This is a genomic window from Lacihabitans sp. LS3-19 (genome assembly GCF_024343575.1).
In the GTDB taxonomy this organism is placed as follows: domain Bacteria; phylum Bacteroidota; class Bacteroidia; order Cytophagales; family Spirosomataceae; genus Leadbetterella.
The window spans coordinates 53,854-77,271 of record NZ_RJUA01000013.1 but is presented as its reverse complement, the minus strand read 5'-3'; the positions used below and the strand labels follow the sequence as shown (position 1 = coordinate 77,271).

Below are 23,418 nucleotides of genomic sequence, written 5' to 3'. Positions count from 1 at the left end.
TTTATTTTTCGATTAACATCATAGTGGTGATTTTTGAAAAATTTTGATTTCTTCGAACCGACCCATCTCGCACGTCTACAGTATCTACTTTTGGTGTATTTTTGTCTAGTTTTTTAAAATAATCATCGAGTAAAATGTTCGTTAAACGTACGGAAGTTGTGGAACTCGAAGGAACTGGTTTTACCCTTAACATCGCTTTACTTTCAAAATAACTCATAATCTCCTGCTTTATAGACTTTTTCTTTCTTTGGTCATTCGTTTTAATATACTCTTCAAATAAACCATCTATTTTTTCGGTCGTAGGCAATTTACTAAAGTCAGGCAATTGAAAAGTATTGCTTACAACCGAACATTGGTTGGTTTTGGGTTTAGCATAGTTATATATAAACTTATTGTTCATTGGTTTATATAAATTTTTAAGACTTAAAGTTCCAATTTGATTCAAATCATTTTTATTTAAAATCTCACTGAAATTTTGATATATAAATCCTGTGTAATCTTCCAAATACTGATTTTTATTTAATTTGTTCTTATGACCATTTACGACCTCAATATATCCACATTCAGAAAGAAAAAGCTGCATAATAATAGGTTTATTATTTGACATGCTAACACTTATTCCCTTAACTATTGGAAAGCCTTGAGGTAAATTTCTTTCTATCAATTTTTTCAAAAATTGAAACAAAGGGTGATTAATTTTTAACAGAGATTGTGACCGATATAAACTATCAATAATAATTCGATAAAAAGAATTTCTTAATTTTTCTTCACCTTCGACCTTAGGATCAAAATTAAAAGTCATGTATTCAACATCCTCAATTTTTAGTATTTGTTTAAAAGATTGATCATCAGAAAAGTATAACATTTTAGGGTCAGGAAAACCCAACTCTGGAAATTCTTTCAAACGATTAAGAATAACATAAAATATTACAGAATTTAATTTGAGTGAATCAATAGAACTTAAAGTCTTTATGTAATACTGCCATTGTTCCTTAGATAGTCCTATTGTATGAATTGACAATGAATTATCAATAATACTATCTAGTTTGACCTGTAAAGAATTATTAAAATCTAATAAGTCGTTAGAATTGTAAAGAAAGTCAATAATCTGGTTTATATCTCTTGTTTTTTGACTTGGGATATTGCCAAGTTTTAAATCCTTTTTTGGAAAACCGTTTTTCACATATCCATTTAGTCTATTTAGAAAATAATTTAGCCTAATCCTTCTAACAGAATCAAGCTCATTTTTGACGGAAACAGCTATCAATTGTTCCAAATTATCAACATTTTCGTAATATTTATCGACTTCTTGATCAGTTAATAACTCAATGGGATGAATCAGTGGCCTTTCAGCAAAAGCGATATAATCATCTAATAATAAACTTAAGGAATCCTGATAATCCAACAACTTCCTTTTCAAAAACAAACTATCAATAATAACATCATAATCAGAGACCTTAAAATCCAAAGTTTTGTAATTCAGTTCTGTGATTTCAGGCAAATTCAAAATTTTTAAATTTCTCATTTTACTGTAATATTCTTCTTCATTTGGCAAGCCAATTTCCTTATAGTTTTCTAATCTAGAAAAGATAGCATAATCATGTTTTTGTTTAATATTAAGTGGCTTACTGAAATCCATATTTACAATTGCAGAACTTAAAATACTATTAACCTCAAAGTAATAATCAATTTTTTTCCCTTTTTCTCCTTCCCAATACTTTGGAATAATTTCTTTAGCATCATTTTCTAAAAACTTCAAAAACGCTAGATTTAGAGAGTCTTGGAAGTCCAAAACACTTTTTTTGATAAACAAACTGTCTACAAAAAGTTTATAATCATCAAGTTCTGGTCTTTTTACAACATACTTTAACCCATTTTTTTTCAATAAATTACCTAGTAATTCTTTATCTATTCTATTAGGATAACCTTTTTCAGGATATTCGCTAATTATTTGGCTTATTGTAGCCAAACGCTTGAGTTGTAACATATCCAAGTTTCTATTGATGTTATTCTCTAAAATTGAATTTATTGCTGCCGTGCATTTTTCAAAATATAAGGAATCTTCATTTTGAGTTGAAAGCTCAGAAAGGTCAATTATTGACTCCCTAGAACTGTAGTTTTTAATAGAATTTCTTTCAATTTTGTTATCAACAGAAGCAAAAAAAGAGTTTTCAAAATCATCCGTAACAGATTTATAATAACTAGACCTAATAAGCGAATGCGGAAGTGTTCGAGGATCTATCAAAGTATAGCTTTCGTCACAATCTGCAATCACAAGCGTCAAGCGGGCTTTTTTTGTATTTAGTTTTTTCCTAATCTGCTCCAAAGAGAGCATTTTTTTAGTGTCCTGAAATTCTAGTAGCGGATATTTACTATTCCTATTTGGATAAAAACCCCTTCCGAGATAATAAAAAACAAGGATGTCATCCTTTGTAAATACTTTAACCTTGCCTAGTTCATCCAAAACGCCCTTAGCATTAAAGCCAAATTTTGTTGTATGCAGATATTGGATTTCCATGTCGAACCCTAATTCTTTACACACCAAATTGTACATGTTATAGATTTTCTCCTCTTTTGTAAAATTCCTAACTGCATAGCTATTATCTTCTACATCGGCCGCAATTATTAAATGCAGTTTGGGCTTTTGAGCAAGTCCATGTAAAACCATGAAAAAAAACACTATACATTTTAACTTCATACTAAGGTTCAACCACTAGAAGGGTTTTGATTTTACCAAAAGTTTTATCTCTTACAATCCTTTGAACTGGAATGTCAATTTTTGAAGGTTTGATTTGGCTATTAATATTTAAATATTCAATCAGAGGTTGGAAAATCTGTTTTTTACCCTTGGTTTTGATGGCTATTTTCGCATTTTTTTCAAATATTTGAAGGATTTCTTCCCTGTATCTTTTTTTTGCCAAAAGGTCTTTCGTCATAAAAAATGCGTTAAATTTCTCTTCAATATCTTTACCTGAATAAATGATTTTGGGCAAATAATAGACCTCTTTTTCTGTAGCAGAAGGGCAAGTTTTGTTACTTATTGCAAAATAAGGATTTACTTTTTGAGGTTTTAAAAGATTATCAATCTCCAATTTATTGATAGATTTAGTATCTGAAGAATTGGACAATATAGATAGGTTTTTATAAAAACTATCGGTATAATCGAAGCCAGGAGACGAAGCTCCAATATTGTTTGTGCTTACTGTGTTGCCACAATTACTAAAAAACATTTTCCGAATTACATACTCATTAAATCTCTCAGTCGTCACTGCTGGCCTTTCGTCAGAATCATCAAGTGGTATTTTTATAAGAGTATCTAGATAAACCTGAAGGGGATGCGTAAAATCTAACAAAGCATTGATTTTATATAGGCTATCTACCACACATGAAAAATCACGATTGCTGACATATTTCAAAGATAAATCAGGCAAAATGTCAAATTTACGTTGTAATGATCTCTTTTCTTCAGGAAAACCCAAACTCGGATAATGGGCCAATCTCTTTAATAAAAGAAGTATTTTTTGTTCTAAAACCGCTTCATTGGTTTCATTTTTAACAAGTCGACTGTATATACCCTCCAAACTATCTTTTGATTGGATATAATTGGTAAACGTCGATTCTGATATTTTTGAAAGATTCTTTTTTATTTTTAAGGCTTGCAAAGAATCCAATTCTGAAGTGTCGACGATTTCATTAATCTGTTTACTTTCAATAGGCTCATCTTCTAAAAACAAACTTCTCGATTTTGAAAAAGGCTCATAACAATCTGCTATGACCATGGCCAATCTTCCTTTATTTTTCAAAAATAAATTGACTGATTGTATATTTAAAGCCTGTTTTGGATTTCTAAACAATAATTTTGAAGGTGTTTTGTTCGAAGTACTTTCGGTTTCTCCCCTACCCAAATAATAAAAAACAACAATGTCATTTCTGCCTATTTCACTTAAACTATCTCGTAAATACTTATTTACCAATTCAGAAGTAAAATCTTCCTCGTACCAATATTTGAATTTTAATGGATAGTTAATTGACTTGCTAATTAAGCCAAAAGACTGTTTTAGCTTTTCGAGTTTACCATAGGTTTCTACGCCATATTTAGTGTCTTTTACATCACAGGCTATCATAAGATGCAGCTGAGGGCTTTGACTGAATATTTTAAAACAAACAAAAAAGGAGAAAAATAACTTCGTTTTCATAATACTTATGGTTTAAAGATAGAATTTATTTTCTTTTAACAAAAATAAACTCACCGCCTTCGTCTCCAGTTTCTTGAATCACCCCATAGAGTGGGGTCGTTTTAGAATTATTTGTGACAGCAATCCGAAAACGCATAAAAAGCTCATCTGAGGAAAGATAATCATCTTGATTTTCTGTTAATTTCTTTACTAAGTACTTTAAAAAAACGCTTTCATCGGGCACTGTTTTTAAGGTTCCACTCGTCATGGCCTTTCTGCTTGGCAAATCATATAGCTTATTAATAGCCAATGAGGCATCTGCAAATGCAGCTCTGGATTTAAAAATACTTCCACTAAAACAAGCGTCAGCAATCAACAAGGTATGTTTAGAATTTATACTGTGCATGTAGTCTTTAATTAAGCTATTTGAAAGCCATTGGGCTTTATTGATTTTTTTAGAATCAACAGGCATCCAATAACCGAGTTCTTTGTCCTTGTCCCAAAAACCATGGCCTGCATAAAAAACTAAAAAATTATCAGTTGGCTTTACGATTTTGGTAAAATCATCAAATTGCTGAATCGTTTCTTCATATTTTGCATTTTTCAAAAGTTTAACATTCTCTTTTTCAAAATTATACTGATTAACCAATATCTCATATAATTCAGATGCATCATCAAATGGTTTGTCTAAGGAAGTAATTTCAGGGTCTATGTAGTCATTGTTTCCGATAATTAAAGCATAATATTTACCTGGAACACTTGATAAATCAGTTTCAGAATCGCTTGATTTGTCACCTCTATCCACTTCTGGTACAGGAACTTTTTGATTGCTTTCCTTTAAAATGTTTGAATTTTCAGCTGCCAAATTTTCTTTTTTAGAATTAATAGAAGCAAAATCCGCCATTTCCTTTTCCGTCATATCCTGCGACTCATCCCATTCGAAAAGCAACTTGACTTCATTTTTTTCTATTATTCTGTTATAGACCCTTATGTCGTCTAATCTTCCTTTAGCAAAGATTGTTTTGGCAACATTATCCTCAAAAGTTTTAGTTTTACCAAAATACAAACTCACATTTGACATATCAGGACCTTGTAAGACTTTTTCAGTTGATTTGTTACCTAAGTCATTGATTTCAAAGCCCCAAGCCATTTCTTGGTTTCCGATACTGGCATAATTAGCTACTATATGGTACCATTTTTTTTGGGAGAATTTATAATCAAACCCAAAACCCTCTTTTCTGTCTTTAATATAAAGTCCTTTAGGGTTAATTGTCAACGAATAGGCATTTTTTGAAAAGCTGACCGCCTTATGTACTATTGGAAAAATCTCATCCTCGCCCCAATCTTCCACATATACCCAAACTGAAATACAAAAGGCATTTTGAATACCTAAGGTATTTATTGACTCAGAATTTTTTGACCAAATTTCGCTTTGTACACCGTCAAGATATAGTGCTCCTTTGGGGTTTCCAAACCTATCTTCAGCATAAACAGCTTCAGTATCTACAATTCCGTCATTGACGTTTCCGCTTACATCTATTAGATTACCACTAATAGGATAATGGACTACAAGTCCTCTTTTGAGGTCAACTGTTTGGCCATAGAGGGCAAAACTTATCAAAAAGAATATGGTTATTTTCATGGCATTTTGGGTTTAAAACTTAAAAAAGCGGGTGGGAATAAAAAATTAAATCCGATTTCTAAAAGCTTTCATGTACTATAAATAGTGTACCAATTTAAGCTAAATTATTGGAAAACAAAATACCATAGCTATAAAAATGTAATTCACAAATTAAAAATCGAACAAATTATTCTAATTTTGAAATTGCAATAATCCTTTAGAAAATCACTAAAATTCATGAAATTCATCTTCCTTACTATCCTAAATTTATTCAGTCTTATGACATTTTCACAAAACTTCAAAGAAAACCAATTCAAATATGAAAGAGTTAAGGAGGCTTTTTACCTCAAATGGCCTGAATTGGCTGAGAACCTAAAATCCCAAGGTATAAATTCTGATGAGTTCAATATTTTTATTAGGGTTTTTAAAGAAGAAAAAATCTTAGAAATTTGGGTAAAAAACAAGAATGCCAAAGAATTTAAGCTATTTAAATCCTACCCAATTACTTATTCATCAGGGATTCCCGGGCCGAAACGCAAAGAAGGTGATTTACAAGTGCCCGAAGGATTCTATTTTATTGATAGATTCAATCCTTTAAGTAATTTCCACCTCTCATTAGGCATAAATTATCCAAATACCTCTGATAAGGTTTTAGGCGATATTAAACCTGGAGGAGACATTTTTATACACGGCTCCAATGTCTCAATAGGCTGTGTTCCTATCTCTGATGATAAAATTAAAGAAGTCTATACAATGGCAGTAATGGCTAGAAATACAGGTCAAAAAAACATTCCAGTTCATATTTTCCCATTTGAATTGACCGAGGCAAAACTTGAAACTAAAAAGACTAATCCTAATTATTCTTTTTGGAAAAGTTTGCAAATTGCATATTTATATTTCAATAAAACTAAAACACCCCCATTGGTAAGTATGTCAAAATCAGGAGAGTATAAAATCAATTAAGACTTAAACACAGTTAAAAAGTCTATTTTTATGATAAAAAACATATTTAAATCTCCAATCTGTCATTTTTAAATTATTCCACAAATTTTAATTTTAGTATTTACCAACCTTCTATAAATATGGCTAAAAGTACATCTACAACAAAAAAAAATAGCACTAAACCTCTGGCTACTAAAAAAACTGAGGAAAGCAAAAATGAGAAAAGCTATGAAGCGAAACTCTTAATAGAATCACCAAAGGTACTGGAAATAGAATCTGCAAAACCTACTCCAGTTATTCCGAAAAGAATAACTTCAAAAGCTAGGCAACCTATAGTGGAGGATTTGACTTGGAAAAGTGAAACCATAACTTTGGGCGAGCTGGCAGAAATGAATTCCAAAAACGATTTGGCTGAATATTTTAGGCAGAAAAAAGCAGACCCGCAAAGGATTTTAAAGTCCCTCAGGTACGAAACTGAGCTTGAAAAACTTCAAATAGAACTGGTAAAACTTCAAAGATGGGTGCAAGATTCGGGGGCACGTGTAGTTATACTTTTTGAAGGCAGGGATGCCGCTGGCAAAGGCGGAACCATCCGGCGATTTACAGAACACATGAATCCTAGGGCATTACGAGTAGTCGCACTTCCAAAACCAACTGCAGATGAAATGGGACAATGGTATTTTCAACGGTACATCAAACAACTGCCTAACAAAGGCGAAATTGTGTTTTTTGACAGAAGTTGGTATAATAGAGCTGTGGTAGAGCCGGTAAATGGATTTTGTAGCAAAAGTCAATATGAGCGGTTTATGCAACAAGTCACGGAGTTTGAACACATGCTCTATGAAGATGGTATTTTAATCATAAAATTCTGGTTTTCAATATCGAAAGAAGAACAATTGAGAAGATTTAAGTCAAGAATGGCCAATCCACTTAAACAATGGAAACTTAGTCCTGTAGACATGGAAGCTCAAGAAAAGTGGAATTTATATACCAATTACAAAGAAGAAATGTTTAATAAAACACATACTTCTTTTAGTCCATGGATTATTGTAAAAGCTAACAATAAAATGCGAGCGAGGTTAGAGAGTATCCGCTATGTTTTGTCAAAAATAGACTACGAAAACAAAAGTCTCAAGACCAGAGTATTGCCTGATCCTGACATAGTTACAAGATATCACAGAAGAGCCTTGCAGGTGGATAATTAGAAAAAAAACGGGCTTGGTCCTGTTTTTTTTACCAAAATTTCGGCAAAAATCTCGGCACTTTTTTCAAATAGTCTTTGTAAGCTGGATATTTTTCAGCCGAAAGTTTTTCGCTGAAGTCGGCACTTCCTTGAAAAAGTAAAAGTAATAATACGATGCCCATAACCGACCAATTCAGCCACCTTCCGCTTGCAGAAACACTAAAAAGATAAAAAACAAGCCAAATTAATTGCTCTGCGAAATAGTTGGGATGACGCATTTTGCCCCACAATCCTGTATCAACAAATCCTTTAGCGTAATCTCCTTCAAGGTTTTCATTAGCCGCTTTTTTTGCATATTTCACTGATTGGTAGTTCCATTGCTGTTGGTCGGCCACGGTTTCGAAAATCACAAAAAACAAAAACAAAGCAGTTAATATCCAATCAAAAATGCCCAATTCACTACCTCCTTGCCATGCTACTATGCTTGGGAGTGTAAACAATAAAATCAAACTCATTTGATATACACAAATGAAAAACAAATGGAAAAGCTTCCAAGCTATTTTACTTTTAAAAACTGGATTTTGTCTTAAAACTTCCCAACGATAATCCTCTTCGCCTTCCCAAAATTTCCAAGAATAACCTCCTCTCCTATTGAAATTATACGTTAGTCTCCCTGCCCAAATCGTCGCTAAAATCGCCATCAAAACTACTCTTGAGTTGAAATCCGAAGCATTCGCAACTTTCCAAACATAAACCGCTGGCAAAATGCTCCAAAGTTTGTCTACTTGGCTATTGTTTTTTGTAAGTTCCCCAACTACAAACACAAAAATTGCTAGTCCAAGCATCAATTTCACCAAAAAATGTAAAGTGTTAGTTTGAACATAAGACAAAGGATGATTTGTATCGAAATAAAAAGTAAAAACAGGAACGATTATCAAAGCCAAAATCAAAAGCGAAGAAATAAGGATAAGATTAAATTTCATATTTTAAGGTTTAAATTCTATGGCAATTATATGAAATTATCTGGAATATTTTAACTGAACCTTACGAGAAAATGGCACGCAGATGACACGGATAATAAAAAAACGCAGATTTACACTGATTTTCAAAAAATCACACATTGATTAGTGAAAATTTGCGAATTCGTGGCAAAAAACAATGTGGTTTATGGCACGCGGATGAAACGGATATTAAAATAACGCAGATTTAAACTGATTTTTTAAAAAGTCACACAATGATTTGTGAAAATCCGTGCATTCGTGGCAAAAAACTATGTCCTTGAATGGCACGCAGATGACGCGGATATAAATAACGCAGATTTACAATGATTTGTGAAAATCCGTGCATTCGTGGCAAAAAAATATATGCTTGAATGGCACGCTGATGACGCGGATATTAAAATAACGCAGATTTTAATTTGAAAACGCACAGATTTGTGAAAATTCGTGCATTCGTGGCTATAAATAATTCAGTCATTTTGTCATTCGATTATTAAATCATTAAACAACTCACTCAGGCTCAAAAGCCGTCTCATTTTTGATTTCACCCATCACGAAGATACTTTGAGTCGAGCCAATATTTTCTAAAGAAGCTAATTTATTCATTATAAACGATTGATATTCACGCATGTCGCTGACAACAACTTTTATCAAAAAATCATAATCGCCCGAAATATTGAGACACTCTACCACTTCTTGCATCTCTACAATGGCCTTTACAAACTTCGCTCCAGCTTCTTGAGCATGTTCTTTCAAGCGGATATTGCACAAAACCATAAGATCCCTACCCACCTTTTCACGGTCTACCAATGCTACGTATTTTTTTATAACGCCTTGGTCTTCCAATCTACGTATTCGCTCATAAACAGGCGTGGGTGAAAGGTTAAGCCTGCTGGCCAATTCCTTAGTGGTTAGCTTGGCATCTTGTTGCAGATACCTCAAAATATCCTTGTCGGTTTCGTCTAGTTTTATCATAATCGCTCCTTTTGAAAAACAAAATTAGATAAAGTATTCAAAAAAAATAGCATTTATAGATAATTTATCTATATTTCACTACTATGACTTATTTTTTTATCTTTTATTTATTAATTTTGAACAAAATTTTAGAACAAAGCTGAATGAGCAATTTAAGAGAAGAATTAAAGAAGAGAATATTGGTTTTAGATGGTGCAATGGGTACCATGATTCAAAGATACAGATTATCAGACGCAGACTATAGAGGTGAACGCTTCAAAGATTTCCCACATGATATTAAAGGTAACAACGATTTATTATCTATCACGCGTCCAGATGTCATCTTGGCCATTCACAAAGAATACCTTGAAGCTGGAGCTGACATTATAGAATCCAATACTTTCAGTGGTACTACAGTGGCCATGGCCGACTACCACATGGAAGATTTGGTGTATGAAATTAACTTCGAAGGTGCAAAGTTGGCTCGTCAAGCAGCCGATGAGTTTACTTTGGCTAACCCAGATAAGCCAAGATTTGTCGCCGGTTCTATTGGGCCAACAACCAAAATGGCTTCTCTTTCGCCAGATGTAAACAATCCGGGCTTTAGAGCCATTACTTTTGATGAGCTTTTGGTGGCTTTTAAAGAGCAAATCAACGCCCTCATAGATGGTGGCGTAAATATGCTTTTGATAGAAACCGTAACAGATACGCTTAACTGTAAAGCCGCACTTTATGCTGCCACAGATATAATAGACGAGAGAAAAGTAGCGAATCCAGCCTTTGATATGCCAATAATGGTCTCGGGAACTATCACAGACCAATCTGGCCGTACGCTTACAGGACAAACATCTGAGGCGTTTTACAATTCGGTTTCACATGCCAATCTGCTCTCTATTGGTTTAAACTGTGCCTTGGGTGCAAGAGCCATGAAACCCTACCTTGGTGAGCTTTCTCGAATAGCAGATTGTTTCGTGAGTGTATATCCAAACGCTGGCTTGCCGAACGAAATGGGCCAATACGACGAGTCTGGAGCTTATATGGCGGAGCAGGTTCGTGAATTTTTGGAAGAAGGTTATATAAATATACTAGGTGGATGTTGTGGTACTACACCCGAACACATCAAAGAATTTGCCAAATTAGCCGCCGAATTCGCACCAAGACAACCCAAAGTTATTGAGCCAATGCTTCGTTTGAGTGGCTTGGAACCGATGACCTTGACAAAAGAATTGGGATTTGTAAACGTGGGCGAAAGAACCAACGTGACAGGCTCAAAGAAATTCTTGAAACTGATCAAAAACGCACAGTTTGAAGCCGCTCTTTCAGTTGCCCAAGACCAAGTAGAAGGCGGTGCTAACGTAATAGACATCAACATGGACGAAGGTATGTTGGACGGAATAGCGTCTATGACTACTTTCCTTAACCTGATAGCCTCGGAGCCAGAAATCTCGAAAGTGCCCATCATGGTCGATTCGTCAAAATGGGAAATCATAGAGGCTGGATTAAAATGTATCCAAGGAAAAGGCGTTGTAAACTCCATATCACTAAAGGCTGGGGAGGAAGAGTTTATACGTCAGGCCAATATTATTCGAAAATTCGGTGCTGCGGTAATTGTGATGGCTTTTGACGAAGATGGTCAAGCCGATACTACCGCCCGCAGAATAGAAATAGCCAAACGTTCTTATGATGTTTTGGTAGATAAAGTTAAGTTTCCTCCTCAAGACATCATATTTGACCTCAATATATTCCCTGTTGCCACAGGCATAGAAGAGCACAAAATCAATGCGATTTCGTTTTTTGAAGGTACCAAATGGGTAAAAGAAAACCTGCCGCATGCCCACGTGAGTGGTGGTGTGAGTAACGTTTCGTTCTCTTTTCGTGGCAATGACAAAGTACGGGAGGCCATACATTCGGCGTTTTTGTACCATGCCACACAGGCAGGTATGGATATGGGTATCGTAAACCCAAGTATGCTGGAAGTGTACGATGATATCCCGAGAGAGCTTTTGGAAGCCGTAGAAGACGTATTATTAAACAGAAAAGAAGATGCAACAGAGCGTTTACTCGATATAGCTGAAGGCTTAAAAGGCACCAGCAAAGAAACTGAAACCGTAGCTCAAGAATGGAGAAGTTATCCATTGGAAAAGCGAATAGAGCATGCTTTGGTAAAAGGAATCATAGATTTCATAGACCAAGACATGCAGGAATCTTTAGACAAATACCCAATTCCTCTCCATATCATCGAAGGTCCTTTGATGGACGGTATGAATGTGGTAGGTGACCTTTTTGGCTCAGGTAAGATGTTCTTGCCGCAAGTGGTAAAATCTGCTAGAGTGATGAAAAAGGCGGTTGCCTACCTCCTACCTGCTCTAGAAGCCGAAAAACTAAAAAGTGGTGACCTCAGCACCAACAATGGTAAGGTTTTGCTTGCTACTGTAAAAGGCGACGTGCATGACATCGGTAAAAATATTGTTGGAGTTGTATTAGCTTGTAATAACTATGAAATCATAGACATTGGCGTAATGGTACCAGCTGAAAAAATCTTGGCAGCTGCCGTTGAGCACAATGTGGATGCTATTGGTCTTAGTGGATTGATTACCCCTTCTCTGGACGAAATGGTATATATGGCCAAAGAGATGGAGAAACGAGGCATGAAAATGCCGCTTTTGATTGGTGGAGCTACTACTTCGCGAGTGCATACCGCAGTTAAGATTGACCCTTACTATTCTGGACCAGTGGTCCATGTTTTGGATGCTTCTAAATCAGTACCGGTGGTGAGCAATTTATTGAGCAAAGAACTCTCAGTAAACTACGTAAAAGAAGTAAAATCTGATTATGAACGTTTTAGAGTAGATTACGAAAGCCGTCAAACAGCCAAAGCTTATATCAGAATATCCGAAGCTCGCCAAAACAAACTGAAAATTGACTGGGAAGCTACGCAAATAACCAAACCAAAGTTTTTGGGAACCAAGGTTTTTGAGAAATATAGTTTGAAAGAAATAGCCGAGTTTATCGACTGGACGCCATTTTTCCAATCGTGGGATTTGCACGGGCATTATCCTAAAATATTGACTGACGAAGTGGTTGGCGTAGAAGCACAAAAACTGTACGACGACGCCCAAGAGATGTTGAAACAGATTATTTCTGAGAAATGGTTATCTGCAAATGGAGTTGTAGGTTTTTGGCCGAGCAATGTTGAAAACGACGACACGCAGATCATATATGGATTTGAGAAAAATGACGAAGGACATACCAGTTCATGCTCTAACCTTGCCCATGACCATACAGTGTACAAGGCAGACACGCAGCAAACTTTGGCGAAGTTCCAACACCTGAGACAACAAGGCAAAAAAGGGGATGGTGTGCCTAATATCTCTTTGGCAGACTTTATTGCACCAGTTTCGACTGGAAAGACCGACTATTTTGGAGGATTTGCGGTAGGCATATTTGGAGCAGAAGACCGTGCAAAAGCCTTTGAGGCCAACCACGACGACTACAATTCTATAATGCTCAAAGTATTGGCGGACAGATTTGCAGAGGCATTTACAGAGCTTTTACACAAAAAAGTTAGAACCGACCTTTGGGGTTACACGGCCACCGAAAGTTTGAAAAACGAAGAAATAATAAAAGAAAAATACCAAGGTATAAGGCCAGCACCAGGCTATCCAGCTTGCCCTGACCATACACTCAAAACTGACTTATTTAAACTCTTAGACGTAGAAAATGCCATAGGTGTAAGTTTAACCGAAAGCCTTGCCATGTGGCCAGCCTCCGCAGTTAGTGGATTTTACTACTCACACCCGAAGTCTAAATACTTTGGTCTAGGCAAAATAGAAAAAGACCAAGTAGAAGACTACACCAAAAAACGTGGCATAGCCATAGAAGAAGCCGAAAGATGGTTGAGCCCAGCTTTGAATTATTGAGTTGGGGTGTTTTTGGAACACAGATTTGACACGGATTCGACACAGATATTTATTGAAAAAGCCCCGAGAGATTGGGGCTTTTCTTGTTTAACAAATGCTGTTTCATCAATTATTAATAACTTTTACCAATTTGAATTACAAAGAAATACTTTAAATTTTAAAATACTTCAAATTTTTATATCCTGAAAATGCATTAAAATAATCAAAATAATATGCCAACTTTGATTATAAAATTTGGTCTTAGATTTCATTTTTATCCAATTATCTTCTCCTGTTCATATACATTTAATAATTGCTTATAGAAAAGTAAAATTTGAGGTTGAAAATGTAAAATTAGTTTCCAATAAAGGTTTAAAAAACAAAGAGATTAGCCTTGCAGTGGCTATTATTGAAGAAAATAAAGAGATTATTATTGCTAAATGGAAAGAATATCATGGAGAATGAAATAAACGTAATAAAAGTCTGGACAAACGAAGATTCCATTTTTATTGAAACGGATAAAGGTGAAATAAAAAAACACCCAATTGCATGGTTTCCAAGGCTTTTGAAAGCAACAAAAGCACAAAGAGAAGACTTTACTCTATCTCCTTTTGGCATACATTGGGAAAAACTGGATGAAGATTTGAGTTTTGAAGGCTTTTTTACATTTAAACAAGAAATGGCTATTTGAGAATATTTATGAAAGTCATTTAAATAATGTGAGATATGATAGACCTTAAAAATTTGGACTGGGCAAAATAAAAAAATTAGGAAAAACACTATTCATAATTCAATAGTTTTACCAATCCCAAAACCCAAAAAAAAAGCCCTTTCCAATAGAAGAAAGAGCTTTTTCTAAGAGTTATTAAAACCTTATTTTGCTATTGCAATCGTAACGTTTAATGGAATATCGTTGCTCAACACTAGGTCAGCAACTGGCATTTTAAAGCTTACATCGTATTTGCTACGGTCAAAAGTAAGTATACCTGATACAGTTCCAGCTTCAGCATCTATTGCTACGTTTTTTACTGTTTCTTCGTGAGAAATACCTCTGATAGTTAGATTTCCTTTCAAATCCGTTCCCATAACTTCAGTAATTTCGAATGTCGCAGTTGGGAATTCAGCTACGTTGAAGAAATCTGGAGAAGACAAATGTCCAACCAATTTTTCTCTTGTGTTGTCAGCGTCATAGGTAGAATCAGTTGGCGTGATAGTGCTCAAATCCACAGAAAATTTTCCACCAGTTATGGCTCCACCTTTTACAGTTAGGTTTCCTTCAGTCAATTTCACAGTTCCTGTGTGTGATTTCATTCCCAAAACCTCACCTTTCCATTCTACTGTACTTCCGTCACTGTTTATGGCCATTTCACCGTCTGGCAATGCCATAGTAGCTGTTGACTCCTCTGTTGTTTCTGCTGTTGAGGTACAAGACCAAGTTGCAGCAGCTAAAACTGCTACCAATGCCAATGTTTTGATTTGTTTCATTCTTAAATAATTTTAATGATTTGTTTCAATTAATGTATATACATTAAATTTATAAACACAAAATGCAATTAAAGGTTCAGAGAAATTCAAAAAAAATATTATTTTAGATTTTTTGAGTAAAAAAACAGGAAGAAACCTATCTAAAATCCAATGAGAAAGCACTAAAGCATTATTTTTGGATTTGAAAATGAAAACTAGATTAAAAATTATCAAGAACTTTCCCTGAAACTCTCTTTTTGGATATTTGTCTTCACTTTCTGAATTCCCATAAACTGTTTGTTCTTAAACGCAAAACTTTTAACTTTAGAGAAAATCTACTTTTTAATGACCAAAATTGGTGTAAATTCATGAAAATACAGCTTCTACTTATCTTTTCAATAATTGTAACTCTCCCATCAAATGGACAAACCAGAAAAGTTGATCATGCAGGCGTTTATAAATCAAATGTAAATACTTTTGATAGACACTCAATAATGACACTAGACACTAACCACAAATTTACCTATGAATATAGTCAAATTGGCTGTAAAGGCGAAGTAAAAGGAAAATGGGAAATAGTTGATAAAAAGATTCAATTTGAAAACGATTCAATATTCTTAAATGATCCAAAAATCCCTTATCCCAATTTGGGATTATCACCTTGGGTTATTTGGGGTATGGGTATAAAACCCGAAAAAACAATAGATTCGGGCTGTATGGAAGAACATAGTATGCACCTAAAAGAGGGCTTTGTATTAATGGAGGACTATAATATTTCTTTGGTAAGATTAATTGCCACCCCAGAGAGGTATCATGGCAAAAAAATACAAATAGTTGGCTACTTAAATTTAGAATTTGAGGGAGATGCCATTTATTTACATAAAGAGGACTATGAGCATAGTTTAAATAAAAATAGTTTTAGTGTCTCTTTTTCTAATAAGTTAGACAGGCAAAATATTAATTATCATAACAAATCCTACGTTTTAATTGAAGGGACTTTTAGAATGGACAGACGTGGTCACATGGGTTTAAAAGGAGGAGAAATATACGATATAACAAGAATTATAAAGTGGGGAAAATGAAAGTAAATTTACAATTATGAAGATTTACGAATTTCATAGGTTATGTCAGTAATAAATACAGCTATTTTTGTTTAAGTGAAAATAAAAAATCTATTTTGATTTTCAGGATGTAATGGTGCTGGTAAAACCACTGCCTCGTTTACTATTTTACCAGAAATACTTGGTATCAAGGAATTTATAAATGCTGATGAGATAGCAAGAGGTCTTTCACCTTTTAATCCTTAGAAAGTGTCTTATGAAGCTGGCAGACCGATGTTAGATAGACTACAAGAGCACTTTGAATCCCAGGAAAGTTTTGCCTTAGAAACTACCTTGGCCAGCAAAATTTACAAACAAAAGATACTTTTCGCTCAGGAAAACAAACTCACCTCAATTGGCAATAGAAAGAGTGAAAACCAGAATTATGGAAGTGGGGCATAACATAGAAAAGGACGTTATAATAAGAATTTATCACAAAGGAATTAAGAATTTGTTCGAAATTTATTCGAAAATCGCTGATAAGATGAGTTTTTTTGATAATTCAGAAGGTAATCCTACTTTGATTGTCAAACTAAATTTTAAAAAAGAAATTGAATCTGTGGATATTTTAAAGTAGGAAAATTTAAATCATTTTATGGAAAATAATGAAGAGAATGAGTTTAACCAAAAACTGTTAAAAGGTCTATATCAAGCCTACCAAAAAATGCTCGAATTCAAACGGTACAAAAAAAACAAAGTGGTGGTTTCTAGAGATGGTAAAATCTTACATTTAGAGCCTTAGAATAAACCAAATACTATTTTTTTAAAATCCAAGTCCTTAAATTAAAAAATGCCTACTAAGTTTGAATTAAAAATTATTCCAAACTTATCGCTTTTTTTTAAATATCACACTGAAAATCATTCACTTACAATAAATTCACATTCTGTGTTAGTTATTCAGCGTTTTGTGTTAAATTATTAAAGAAAACGAAACGACCTTTGTAAAAAACTAAACGAATGTCAGAAACTAACTTTAGAATAAAATCTATCAGTCAATTGCACGAAATGCTGGGTTTACCTAAACCTAAGCATCCATTGATTTCTTTGGTAGATGCCTCCAAACTATATTTGGGAGAAAGCGATGTAGAAAGTAAGTTTATCAATGACTTTTATATGATTTCGCTCAAAGACAAAAGCTGCGGTGTGGAATATGGCCGCAATTCACTGGATTTTGAAGAAGGATTGATGGTTTACTCGGCACCGGGACAAGTTTATAAACCCACCAAGGCGATTGCACCAGGTGAAATTAAAGGTTGGATGTTATTTTTCCACCCCGATTTGATCAGAAATACGCATTTAGGAGCTCAAATAGACGAATATAGTTTTTTCAATTATGAAGTTTATGAGGCCCTTCATTTATCTGAGGACGAAGAAAAAACGATGTTTACCTGTGCCACCAATATTCAGAATGAAGCCGAACAAAGGATAGACAACCACAGCCAAAGGGTGATTGTGACCAATCTTGAGCTATTATTAAACTACAGTTTGCGTTTTTATGAGCGACAGTTTAATACCCGCACCAGCCAAAGCAAAGACATCATTTCCAGTTTTGAAAAATCTCTTAAGCAGTATTTCAATACCAATCAACATATAGAAACGGGCTTACCTTCTATCCAATATTTTGCAGAAAAAGCCAATCTTTCACAGCATTATTTCAGTGATTTGCTCAAAAAAGAAACTGGAAGAGCACCAAAAGACCATATCAATGACTTTTTAGTAGAAAAAGCCAAAAACCTCCTCATGAGCACGGAGAATTCTGTAAGTGAAATTGCCTACGATTTAGGGTTCAACTATCCGCATTATTTTACAAGATTGTTTAAATCAAAAACAGGCCAAACACCTGTAGAATATCGTAATTTGAATTAATATGAAATACAAAGTTATAATTACAGGCAGCACCGGAATGGTAGGAAAAGGCGTGCTTTTAGCGTGTTTAGAAAGTGATGCCATATTAGAAGTGTTGGTGATAAACCGCTCTGCCATAGACATTTCGAATCCAAAATTGAAGGAAGTATTATTAAAGGATTTTACAAAAACAGATTCCATAAAAGAGCAATTGAAGGGCTATGATGCCTGTTTTCATTGTATGGGTGTTTCGTCATCTGGACTCAATGAAGCCAATTATACCATTTTGACCTTTGAAGTCACCAAAAGCTTAGTAGATACACTATTAGAAATAAACCCAAAAATGACCTTCAATTATGTTTCTGGAACAGGAACCGATACCAGCGAAAAAGGAAGATCAATGTGGGCACGAGTGAAAGGAAAAACCGAAAATTACATATTAAATAAAGGTTTCGGGGCATCGTATATGTTTCGTCCGGGTTTTATAGTACCTGAAAAAGGAATAAAATCTAAAACAAAGCTATACCGTTTTTTTTATGCGATTTTAAAACCATTTTTCGGTTTAATCGTAAAATCAAAAAATGTGACCACCACCACAAAGTTGGGCATAGCGATGATAGCAAGTTTGAATAAAAAATACGAAAAAACATATTTAGAAAATCAAGAAATCAATGCTTTAGCAGAAATGAATTCATAGAAACTGCATTTTGTGTTAATTGTCCTGCATTACGTGTTCTTGTTTAAGGTGTAAATGAATGAACTTTGCATCATCAAATTAAAAAACAAAAAAATGGTAGAAATAGATAAAACAAAACCTGTAATGGTAACCGGTGCCAACGGATATGTGGCGAGTTGGGTAGTTAAAAAACTTTTGGATGAAGGAATGACTGTACATGCAGCAGTAAGAAATCCTGATGACACCAAAAAATTACAACATCTTATAGATGCCGCGGCTAATTCCAAAGGTGAGATAAAATTCTTTAAGGCAGATTTGCTTACGCCGGGAGCTTACAAAGCAGCAATGGAAGGTTGTGAGTTGGTATATCATACTGCGTCGCCGTTTACTTTGGCCATAAAAGATCCTCAAAAAGAGCTAATAGAGCCAGCAGTTAAAGGTACCGAAAATGTTTTGAACTCTGCAAATGAGGTAAAATCTGTTAAACGAGTAGTTTTAACCAGTAGCTGTGCTGCGATATATACGGATGCCATAGATACCGTAAACGCACCAGGTGGAAAACTGACGGAGGCAGTTTGGAATACAACTGCATCAATAAACTATCAGCCCTACTCCTATTCCAAAACGCTGGCAGAGCAAAAAGCTTGGGAAATGTCAAAAGCACAAAAACAATGGGATTTGGTGGTGATGAACCCTCCCGCAGTAATGGGACCTCCGCTCAATGCCCAAAATACCACTTCTGAAAGTATGAACATCATAAAAATGCTCGGCGATGGACAGATGAAAATGGGTGCACCGAAAATGGGTGTTGGCGTAGTAGATATTCGTGATTTAGCTGAAGCTCATTTCAGAGCGGGCTTTACACCTGCAGCGAGCGGGCGATATATCGTTTCTGGGCATAATACAGATTTATTGGAAATGGGAACTATACTTTTGCCCAAGTATGGCGATAAATTTCCTTTGCCAAAAAAAGCTTTGCCAAAATGGTTACTGATGCTTATCGGACCGATCACCAATAAGCTTTTCACAAGAAACTTCATCCGAAACAATGTAGATATACCTTGGATTGCGGACAATTCAAAAGCCAAAAAAGAGTTGGGAATGACTTTTAGACCACTAAAAGAAACGATGGAAGATTCTTTTCAAACTTTGATAAATGAAGGTATTTTAAAAGAGAAATGATATTGGGAATAAAATTTTCTTAAGTGATATTTATTGGAAATGGATGGGTAAACCTGTCCATTTTTTTTAAAGTGCTAAAAATAATTTATAGGAAAATATTAAAAAAAAGGAAAAGGTATTTCTATCAAAATCTCCATAAAAACCTACTGATAAATAAATTACATAAAAATAGTTTTGAAAATTTTCTATTGTAAAATATTGAAATATCTTTTAACTCATTTAGATAAAACCCTAATAATGAAAAACTTAAAAAATACTAGAATAAAAAAATCTATATTTTTTCTGCTTTTAAAAGAATAAATAAGCCTTTTGCCTAATTTGCAAAACATTTATTTCAACCTTAAAAAAACAATATCATGAAAAAAATTAACACTTCCGCTGTTCTTATTCTCTTAATTTCAGTCGGTTTCAGTTTTATAGCAAAAAAACCAAAATGGATTTCACTGTTCGACGGAAAAACCCTCAATGGTTGGAAAGTCGGAGAAAATGCGAGCTCGTTTAAAGTCGAAGATGGTGCCATTGTGGTAAATGGACCTGTTGGACATTTATTTTATGATGGAATAGTCGGTAACCATAATTTCAAAAATTTTGAGTTCAAAGCCCAAGTAATGACAACACCGGGTTCTAATTCGGGGCTATATTTTCATACAAAATACCAAGAAAAAAGTTGGCCTTCGATAGGTTTTGAGGTACAAGTGAACAATTCTCACACTGACTGGAAGCGTACGGCCAGCTTGTACAACATTCAAGATGTAAAAGAAGTTTTTGTGGATGATAATGTTTGGTTTACCGAAACTATCATCGTACAAGGCAAACATATCATTACGAAAATAAACGACAAGGTTGTGGTAAATTATACTGAACCAGAAGATATCGATCCTTCAAATGGTAGAAAAATTGGAAGCGGTACTTTTGCTATTCAAGCCCATGACCCCAAAAGCAAAGTTTATGTAAAAGACATTATGGTAAAGATATTGCCAGATTGAAATAGAAAGGGCGACCTGTCACCAAGCCGCCCTTTTTAAATTCCAATCAATCAAAGTTTAAACCAAATCAAATCTATCCAAATTCATTACTTTGTTCCAAGCAGCTACAAAGTCTTTCAAGAATTTATCTTGAGAATCAGCACAAGCATAAACCTCAGCAACAGCACGAAGTTCAGAATTTGAGCCAAATATTAAGTCTGTTCTTGAGGCAGTTCCTTTCAAATCACCCGTAGCTCTATCGCGACCTTCAAATACATCAGCATGGGCTGTAGTTGGTGTCCATACAGTACTTATATCTAATAGATTTACAAAGAAATCGTTGGTCAAAGCTTCTGGAGTATTTGTAAAAACGCCCATTTTAGATTTATCAAAATTGGTATTCAAAACACGCATACCTCCTACCAAAACCGTCATTTCTGGTGCGGTCAAAGTCAGCAATTGAGCTTTGTCTAAAAGCATTTTCTCTTCAGGAGTAGTATAATGACCTTTTCTATAGTTTCTAAATCCATCAGCTAAAGGCTCCAAAACGGCAAAAGACTCCACATCTGTTTGCTCTTTAGAAGCGTCCGTTCGCCCTGGCGTAAATGGAACACTAATATTTTGTCCTGCATTTTTGGCGGCTTGCTCTACACCAGCACATCCTCCCAAAACTATCAAATCAGCCATAGAAACTGCCTTTCCATCAGTTGCAGAGCTATTAAATGCGGCTTGAATTCCTTCCAAAGTATCCAAAACTTTAGAAAGTTGAACTGGATTATTTACAGCCCAAAATTTTTGAGGAGATAACCTAACTCGTCCACCATTTGCACCGCCACGCTTATCAGAGCCACGGAATGTAGAAGCTGAAGCCCAAGCCGCAGAAACTAATTCAGAAACGGTTAAACCTGAGGCTAATATTTGGCTTTTTAATGTAGCGATGTCTGCATCATCAATAATTTTAAAAGTTGCTGCAGGAATCGGATCTTGCCAAATCAAATCTTCCGAAGGTACCTCTGGTCCAACATAACGTACTTTTGGACCCATATCACGGTGGGTTAGTTTAAACCACGCACGAGCAAAAGCATCCGCAAATTGATCTGGGTTTTCAAAAAACTTTTTAGATATTGGACCATATATTGGATCCATTTTTAGAGCCAAATCAGTCGTAAACATAATTGGAGCATGGCTTTTGCTCGGATTATGAGCATCAGGCACTGTACCAGCGGCCATACCATTTGAAGGAATCCATTGTTGTGCTCCCGCAGGACTTTTGGTTAACTCCCAATCAAAAGCAAAAAGATTGGTAAAATAGCTATTGTCCCAAAGTGTTGGTGTGCTAGTCCAAGCACCTTCCAATCCACTTGTGATGGCGTATTCTCCACTACCCGTACCAAAAGAGTTTTTCCAACCTAAGCCTTGCTCTTCTATACTTGCACCCGCTGGTTCTGGACCAACGTATTTTTCTGGGTCTCCAGCTCCATGGGCTTTTCCAAATGTATGTCCTCCTGCTATCAATGCAACTGTTTCTTCGTCATTCATGGCCATACGACCAAAAGTTTCACGAATATCCTTAGCAGCTGCAATCGGATCTGGATTTCCGTTCGGTCCTTCTGGATTTACATAAATAAGTCCCATCTGCACTGCTGCTAAAGGATTTTCTAGTTCTCTATCTCCAGAATAACGTTTGTCAGCCAACCATTCTCCTTCAGATCCCCAATAAATATCTTCTTCTGGCTCCCAAACATCCGCACGTCCACCACCAAAACCAAAGGTTTTTAATCCCATAGATTCCAAAGCACAGTTTCCAGCCAAAACCATTAAGTCAGCCCATGAAATTTTCTTCCCATATTTTTGTTTTATTGGCCACAACAATTGACGAGCCTTATCCAAATTGCCATTATCTGGCCAGCTATTTAATGGTGCAAAACGTTGACCACCTCCACCAGCTCCACCACGACCATCAGCAATTCTGTAGGTACCCGCACTGTGCCAAGCCATACGAATAAAAAACGGACCGTAATGACCGTAATCAGCAGGCCACCAATCTTGAGAGGTAGTCATCAAAGTAAATATTTCACTCTTAAGTTCAGCTAAATCTAAAGAAGCAAACTCTTCTGCATAATTAAAGCCAGGATCCATGGGATCTGACAAGGTTGAATGTTGGCGTAAAATTCCGAGATTCAATTGATTTGGCCACCAATCTTGGTTTCTAGTACCACCGCCTGCACTTTGATTAACCGCTCCATGATTGAAAGGGCATTTTCCAGCACTTTCACTTGATGTATGATTTTCCATTTGTTATTGTTTAAAAAATGATTGCTAAATTATTATTTCGAAATTATTAAATAAATCCAATATTTATTTTCCTTTTACAAAGGTGCAAAACTTAAGACTATAAGTCAAATAGATAATTT

General features: G+C 35.1%; 19 protein-coding genes. 12 read left to right on the top strand and 7 right to left on the bottom strand.

Translation table 11 applies throughout. From position 1 onward, the window contains the following. Position 1 precedes the first annotated feature (1 nt). Genes EGI22_RS11200 through EGI22_RS11190 form a run of 3 tightly spaced genes read right to left on the bottom strand, consistent with a single transcriptional unit; the run spans position 2 to position 5,817 of the window. Positions 2–2,698: a hypothetical protein gene (locus EGI22_RS11200; RefSeq protein ID WP_255068467.1), complete on the bottom strand. Its 2,697-nt coding sequence runs from the start codon at positions 2,696–2,698 to the stop codon at positions 2–4. 1 nt (position 2,699) lies between these two features. Then, the gene (locus EGI22_RS11195; RefSeq protein WP_255068466.1) at positions 2,700–4,196 is read right to left on the bottom strand and encodes a hypothetical protein; all 1,497 of its coding nucleotides are present in this window, start codon (positions 4,194–4,196) and stop codon (positions 2,700–2,702) included. A 25-nt stretch (positions 4,197–4,221) separates the two neighbouring features. Continuing rightward, entirely contained in the window at positions 4,222–5,817 is a 1,596-nt protein-coding gene (locus EGI22_RS11190) for a caspase family protein (protein WP_255068465.1), read from the bottom strand. A 216-nt stretch (positions 5,818–6,033) separates the two neighbouring features. On the opposite strand from EGI22_RS11190, the gene EGI22_RS11185 reads away from it, so the two are divergent. Both EGI22_RS11185 and ppk2 read left to right on the top strand, forming a co-directional pair. Continuing rightward, positions 6,034–6,759, top strand: a complete 726-nt coding sequence (locus EGI22_RS11185) for a murein L,D-transpeptidase family protein (RefSeq protein WP_255068464.1) — start codon at positions 6,034–6,036, stop codon at positions 6,757–6,759. Between the two features lie 119 nt (positions 6,760–6,878). Next, on the top strand, positions 6,879–7,943 hold the full coding sequence (ppk2, locus tag EGI22_RS11180; protein WP_255068463.1) for a polyphosphate kinase 2: 1,065 nt from the start codon (positions 6,879–6,881) through the stop codon (positions 7,941–7,943). A 28-nt stretch (positions 7,944–7,971) separates the two neighbouring features. Here ppk2 and EGI22_RS11175 read toward each other — a convergent pair whose 3' ends face one another. Together EGI22_RS11175 and EGI22_RS11170 are read right to left on the bottom strand one after the other, a co-directional pair. Then, entirely contained in the window at positions 7,972–8,904 is a 933-nt protein-coding gene (locus EGI22_RS11175) for a DUF1295 domain-containing protein (RefSeq protein WP_255068462.1), read from the bottom strand. Positions 8,905–9,429: 525 nt separating this feature from the next. Then, positions 9,430–9,894 (bottom strand): Lrp/AsnC family transcriptional regulator, encoded by a 465-nt coding sequence (locus EGI22_RS11170; RefSeq protein ID WP_255068460.1) that lies wholly within the window; start codon positions 9,892–9,894, stop codon positions 9,430–9,432. A 143-nt stretch (positions 9,895–10,037) separates the two neighbouring features. Here EGI22_RS11170 and metH point away from each other — a divergent pair, with 143 nt between their 5' ends. The 3 genes from metH to EGI22_RS11155 all read left to right on the top strand — a co-directional run bounded on the left by metH (position 10,038) and on the right by EGI22_RS11155 (position 14,463). After that, the gene (gene metH / locus EGI22_RS11165; RefSeq protein WP_255068458.1) at positions 10,038–13,793 is read left to right on the top strand and encodes a methionine synthase; all 3,756 of its coding nucleotides are present in this window, start codon (positions 10,038–10,040) and stop codon (positions 13,791–13,793) included. Positions 13,794–14,027: 234 nt separating this feature from the next. Further along, positions 14,028–14,237: a DUF4160 domain-containing protein gene (locus EGI22_RS11160; RefSeq protein WP_255068457.1), complete on the top strand. Its 210-nt coding sequence runs from the start codon at positions 14,028–14,030 to the stop codon at positions 14,235–14,237. Beyond that, entirely contained in the window at positions 14,227–14,463 is a 237-nt protein-coding gene (locus EGI22_RS11155) for a DUF2442 domain-containing protein (protein ID WP_255068456.1), read from the top strand. Before EGI22_RS11160 ends, EGI22_RS11155 begins: the two co-directional genes overlap by 11 nt. Before the next feature lie 182 nt (positions 14,464–14,645). On the opposite strand, the gene EGI22_RS11150 is transcribed toward EGI22_RS11155, so the two are convergent. Continuing rightward, positions 14,646–15,257 (bottom strand): YceI family protein, encoded by a 612-nt coding sequence (locus tag EGI22_RS11150; protein ID WP_255068454.1) that lies wholly within the window; start codon positions 15,255–15,257, stop codon positions 14,646–14,648. Positions 15,258–15,604: 347 nt separating this feature from the next. Between EGI22_RS11150 and EGI22_RS11145 the strand changes: the two genes are divergently transcribed. The 7 genes from EGI22_RS11145 to EGI22_RS11115 all read left to right on the top strand — a co-directional run bounded on the left by EGI22_RS11145 (position 15,605) and on the right by EGI22_RS11115 (position 21,025). Next, positions 15,605–16,318, top strand: coding sequence for a hypothetical protein (locus EGI22_RS11145; protein WP_255068453.1), 714 nt, complete (start codon positions 15,605–15,607; stop codon positions 16,316–16,318). Between the two features lie 228 nt (positions 16,319–16,546). Further along, the gene (locus EGI22_RS11140; RefSeq protein ID WP_255068452.1) at positions 16,547–16,738 is read left to right on the top strand and encodes a hypothetical protein; all 192 of its coding nucleotides are present in this window, start codon (positions 16,547–16,549) and stop codon (positions 16,736–16,738) included. Between the two features lie 193 nt (positions 16,739–16,931). Beyond that, positions 16,932–17,078, top strand: a complete 147-nt coding sequence (locus EGI22_RS11135; protein WP_255068450.1) for a hypothetical protein — start codon at positions 16,932–16,934, stop codon at positions 17,076–17,078. 215 nt (positions 17,079–17,293) lie between these two features. Further along, positions 17,294–18,202: an AraC family transcriptional regulator gene (locus EGI22_RS11130; RefSeq protein ID WP_255068449.1), complete on the top strand. Its 909-nt coding sequence runs from the start codon at positions 17,294–17,296 to the stop codon at positions 18,200–18,202. Between the two features lies 1 nt (position 18,203). After that, positions 18,204–18,878 carry an NAD-dependent epimerase/dehydratase family protein gene (locus EGI22_RS11125; protein ID WP_255068447.1) on the top strand — a complete coding sequence of 225 codons (675 nt, stop codon included), beginning with the start codon at positions 18,204–18,206 and terminating at the stop codon, positions 18,876–18,878. A gap of 93 nt (positions 18,879–18,971) precedes the next feature. After that, a complete protein-coding gene (locus EGI22_RS11120) occupies positions 18,972–20,039 on the top strand; it encodes an aldehyde reductase (RefSeq protein ID WP_255068445.1) in 1,068 nt (355 codons plus the stop codon). 356 nt (positions 20,040–20,395) lie between these two features. Continuing rightward, positions 20,396–21,025 carry a DUF1080 domain-containing protein gene (locus EGI22_RS11115; protein WP_255068444.1) on the top strand — a complete coding sequence of 210 codons (630 nt, stop codon included), beginning with the start codon at positions 20,396–20,398 and terminating at the stop codon, positions 21,023–21,025. A gap of 57 nt (positions 21,026–21,082) precedes the next feature. On the opposite strand, the gene katG is transcribed toward EGI22_RS11115, so the two are convergent. After that, a complete protein-coding gene (gene katG / locus EGI22_RS11110) occupies positions 21,083–23,299 on the bottom strand; it encodes a catalase/peroxidase HPI (RefSeq protein WP_255068441.1) in 2,217 nt (738 codons plus the stop codon). Positions 23,300–23,418: the final 119 nt, after the last annotated feature.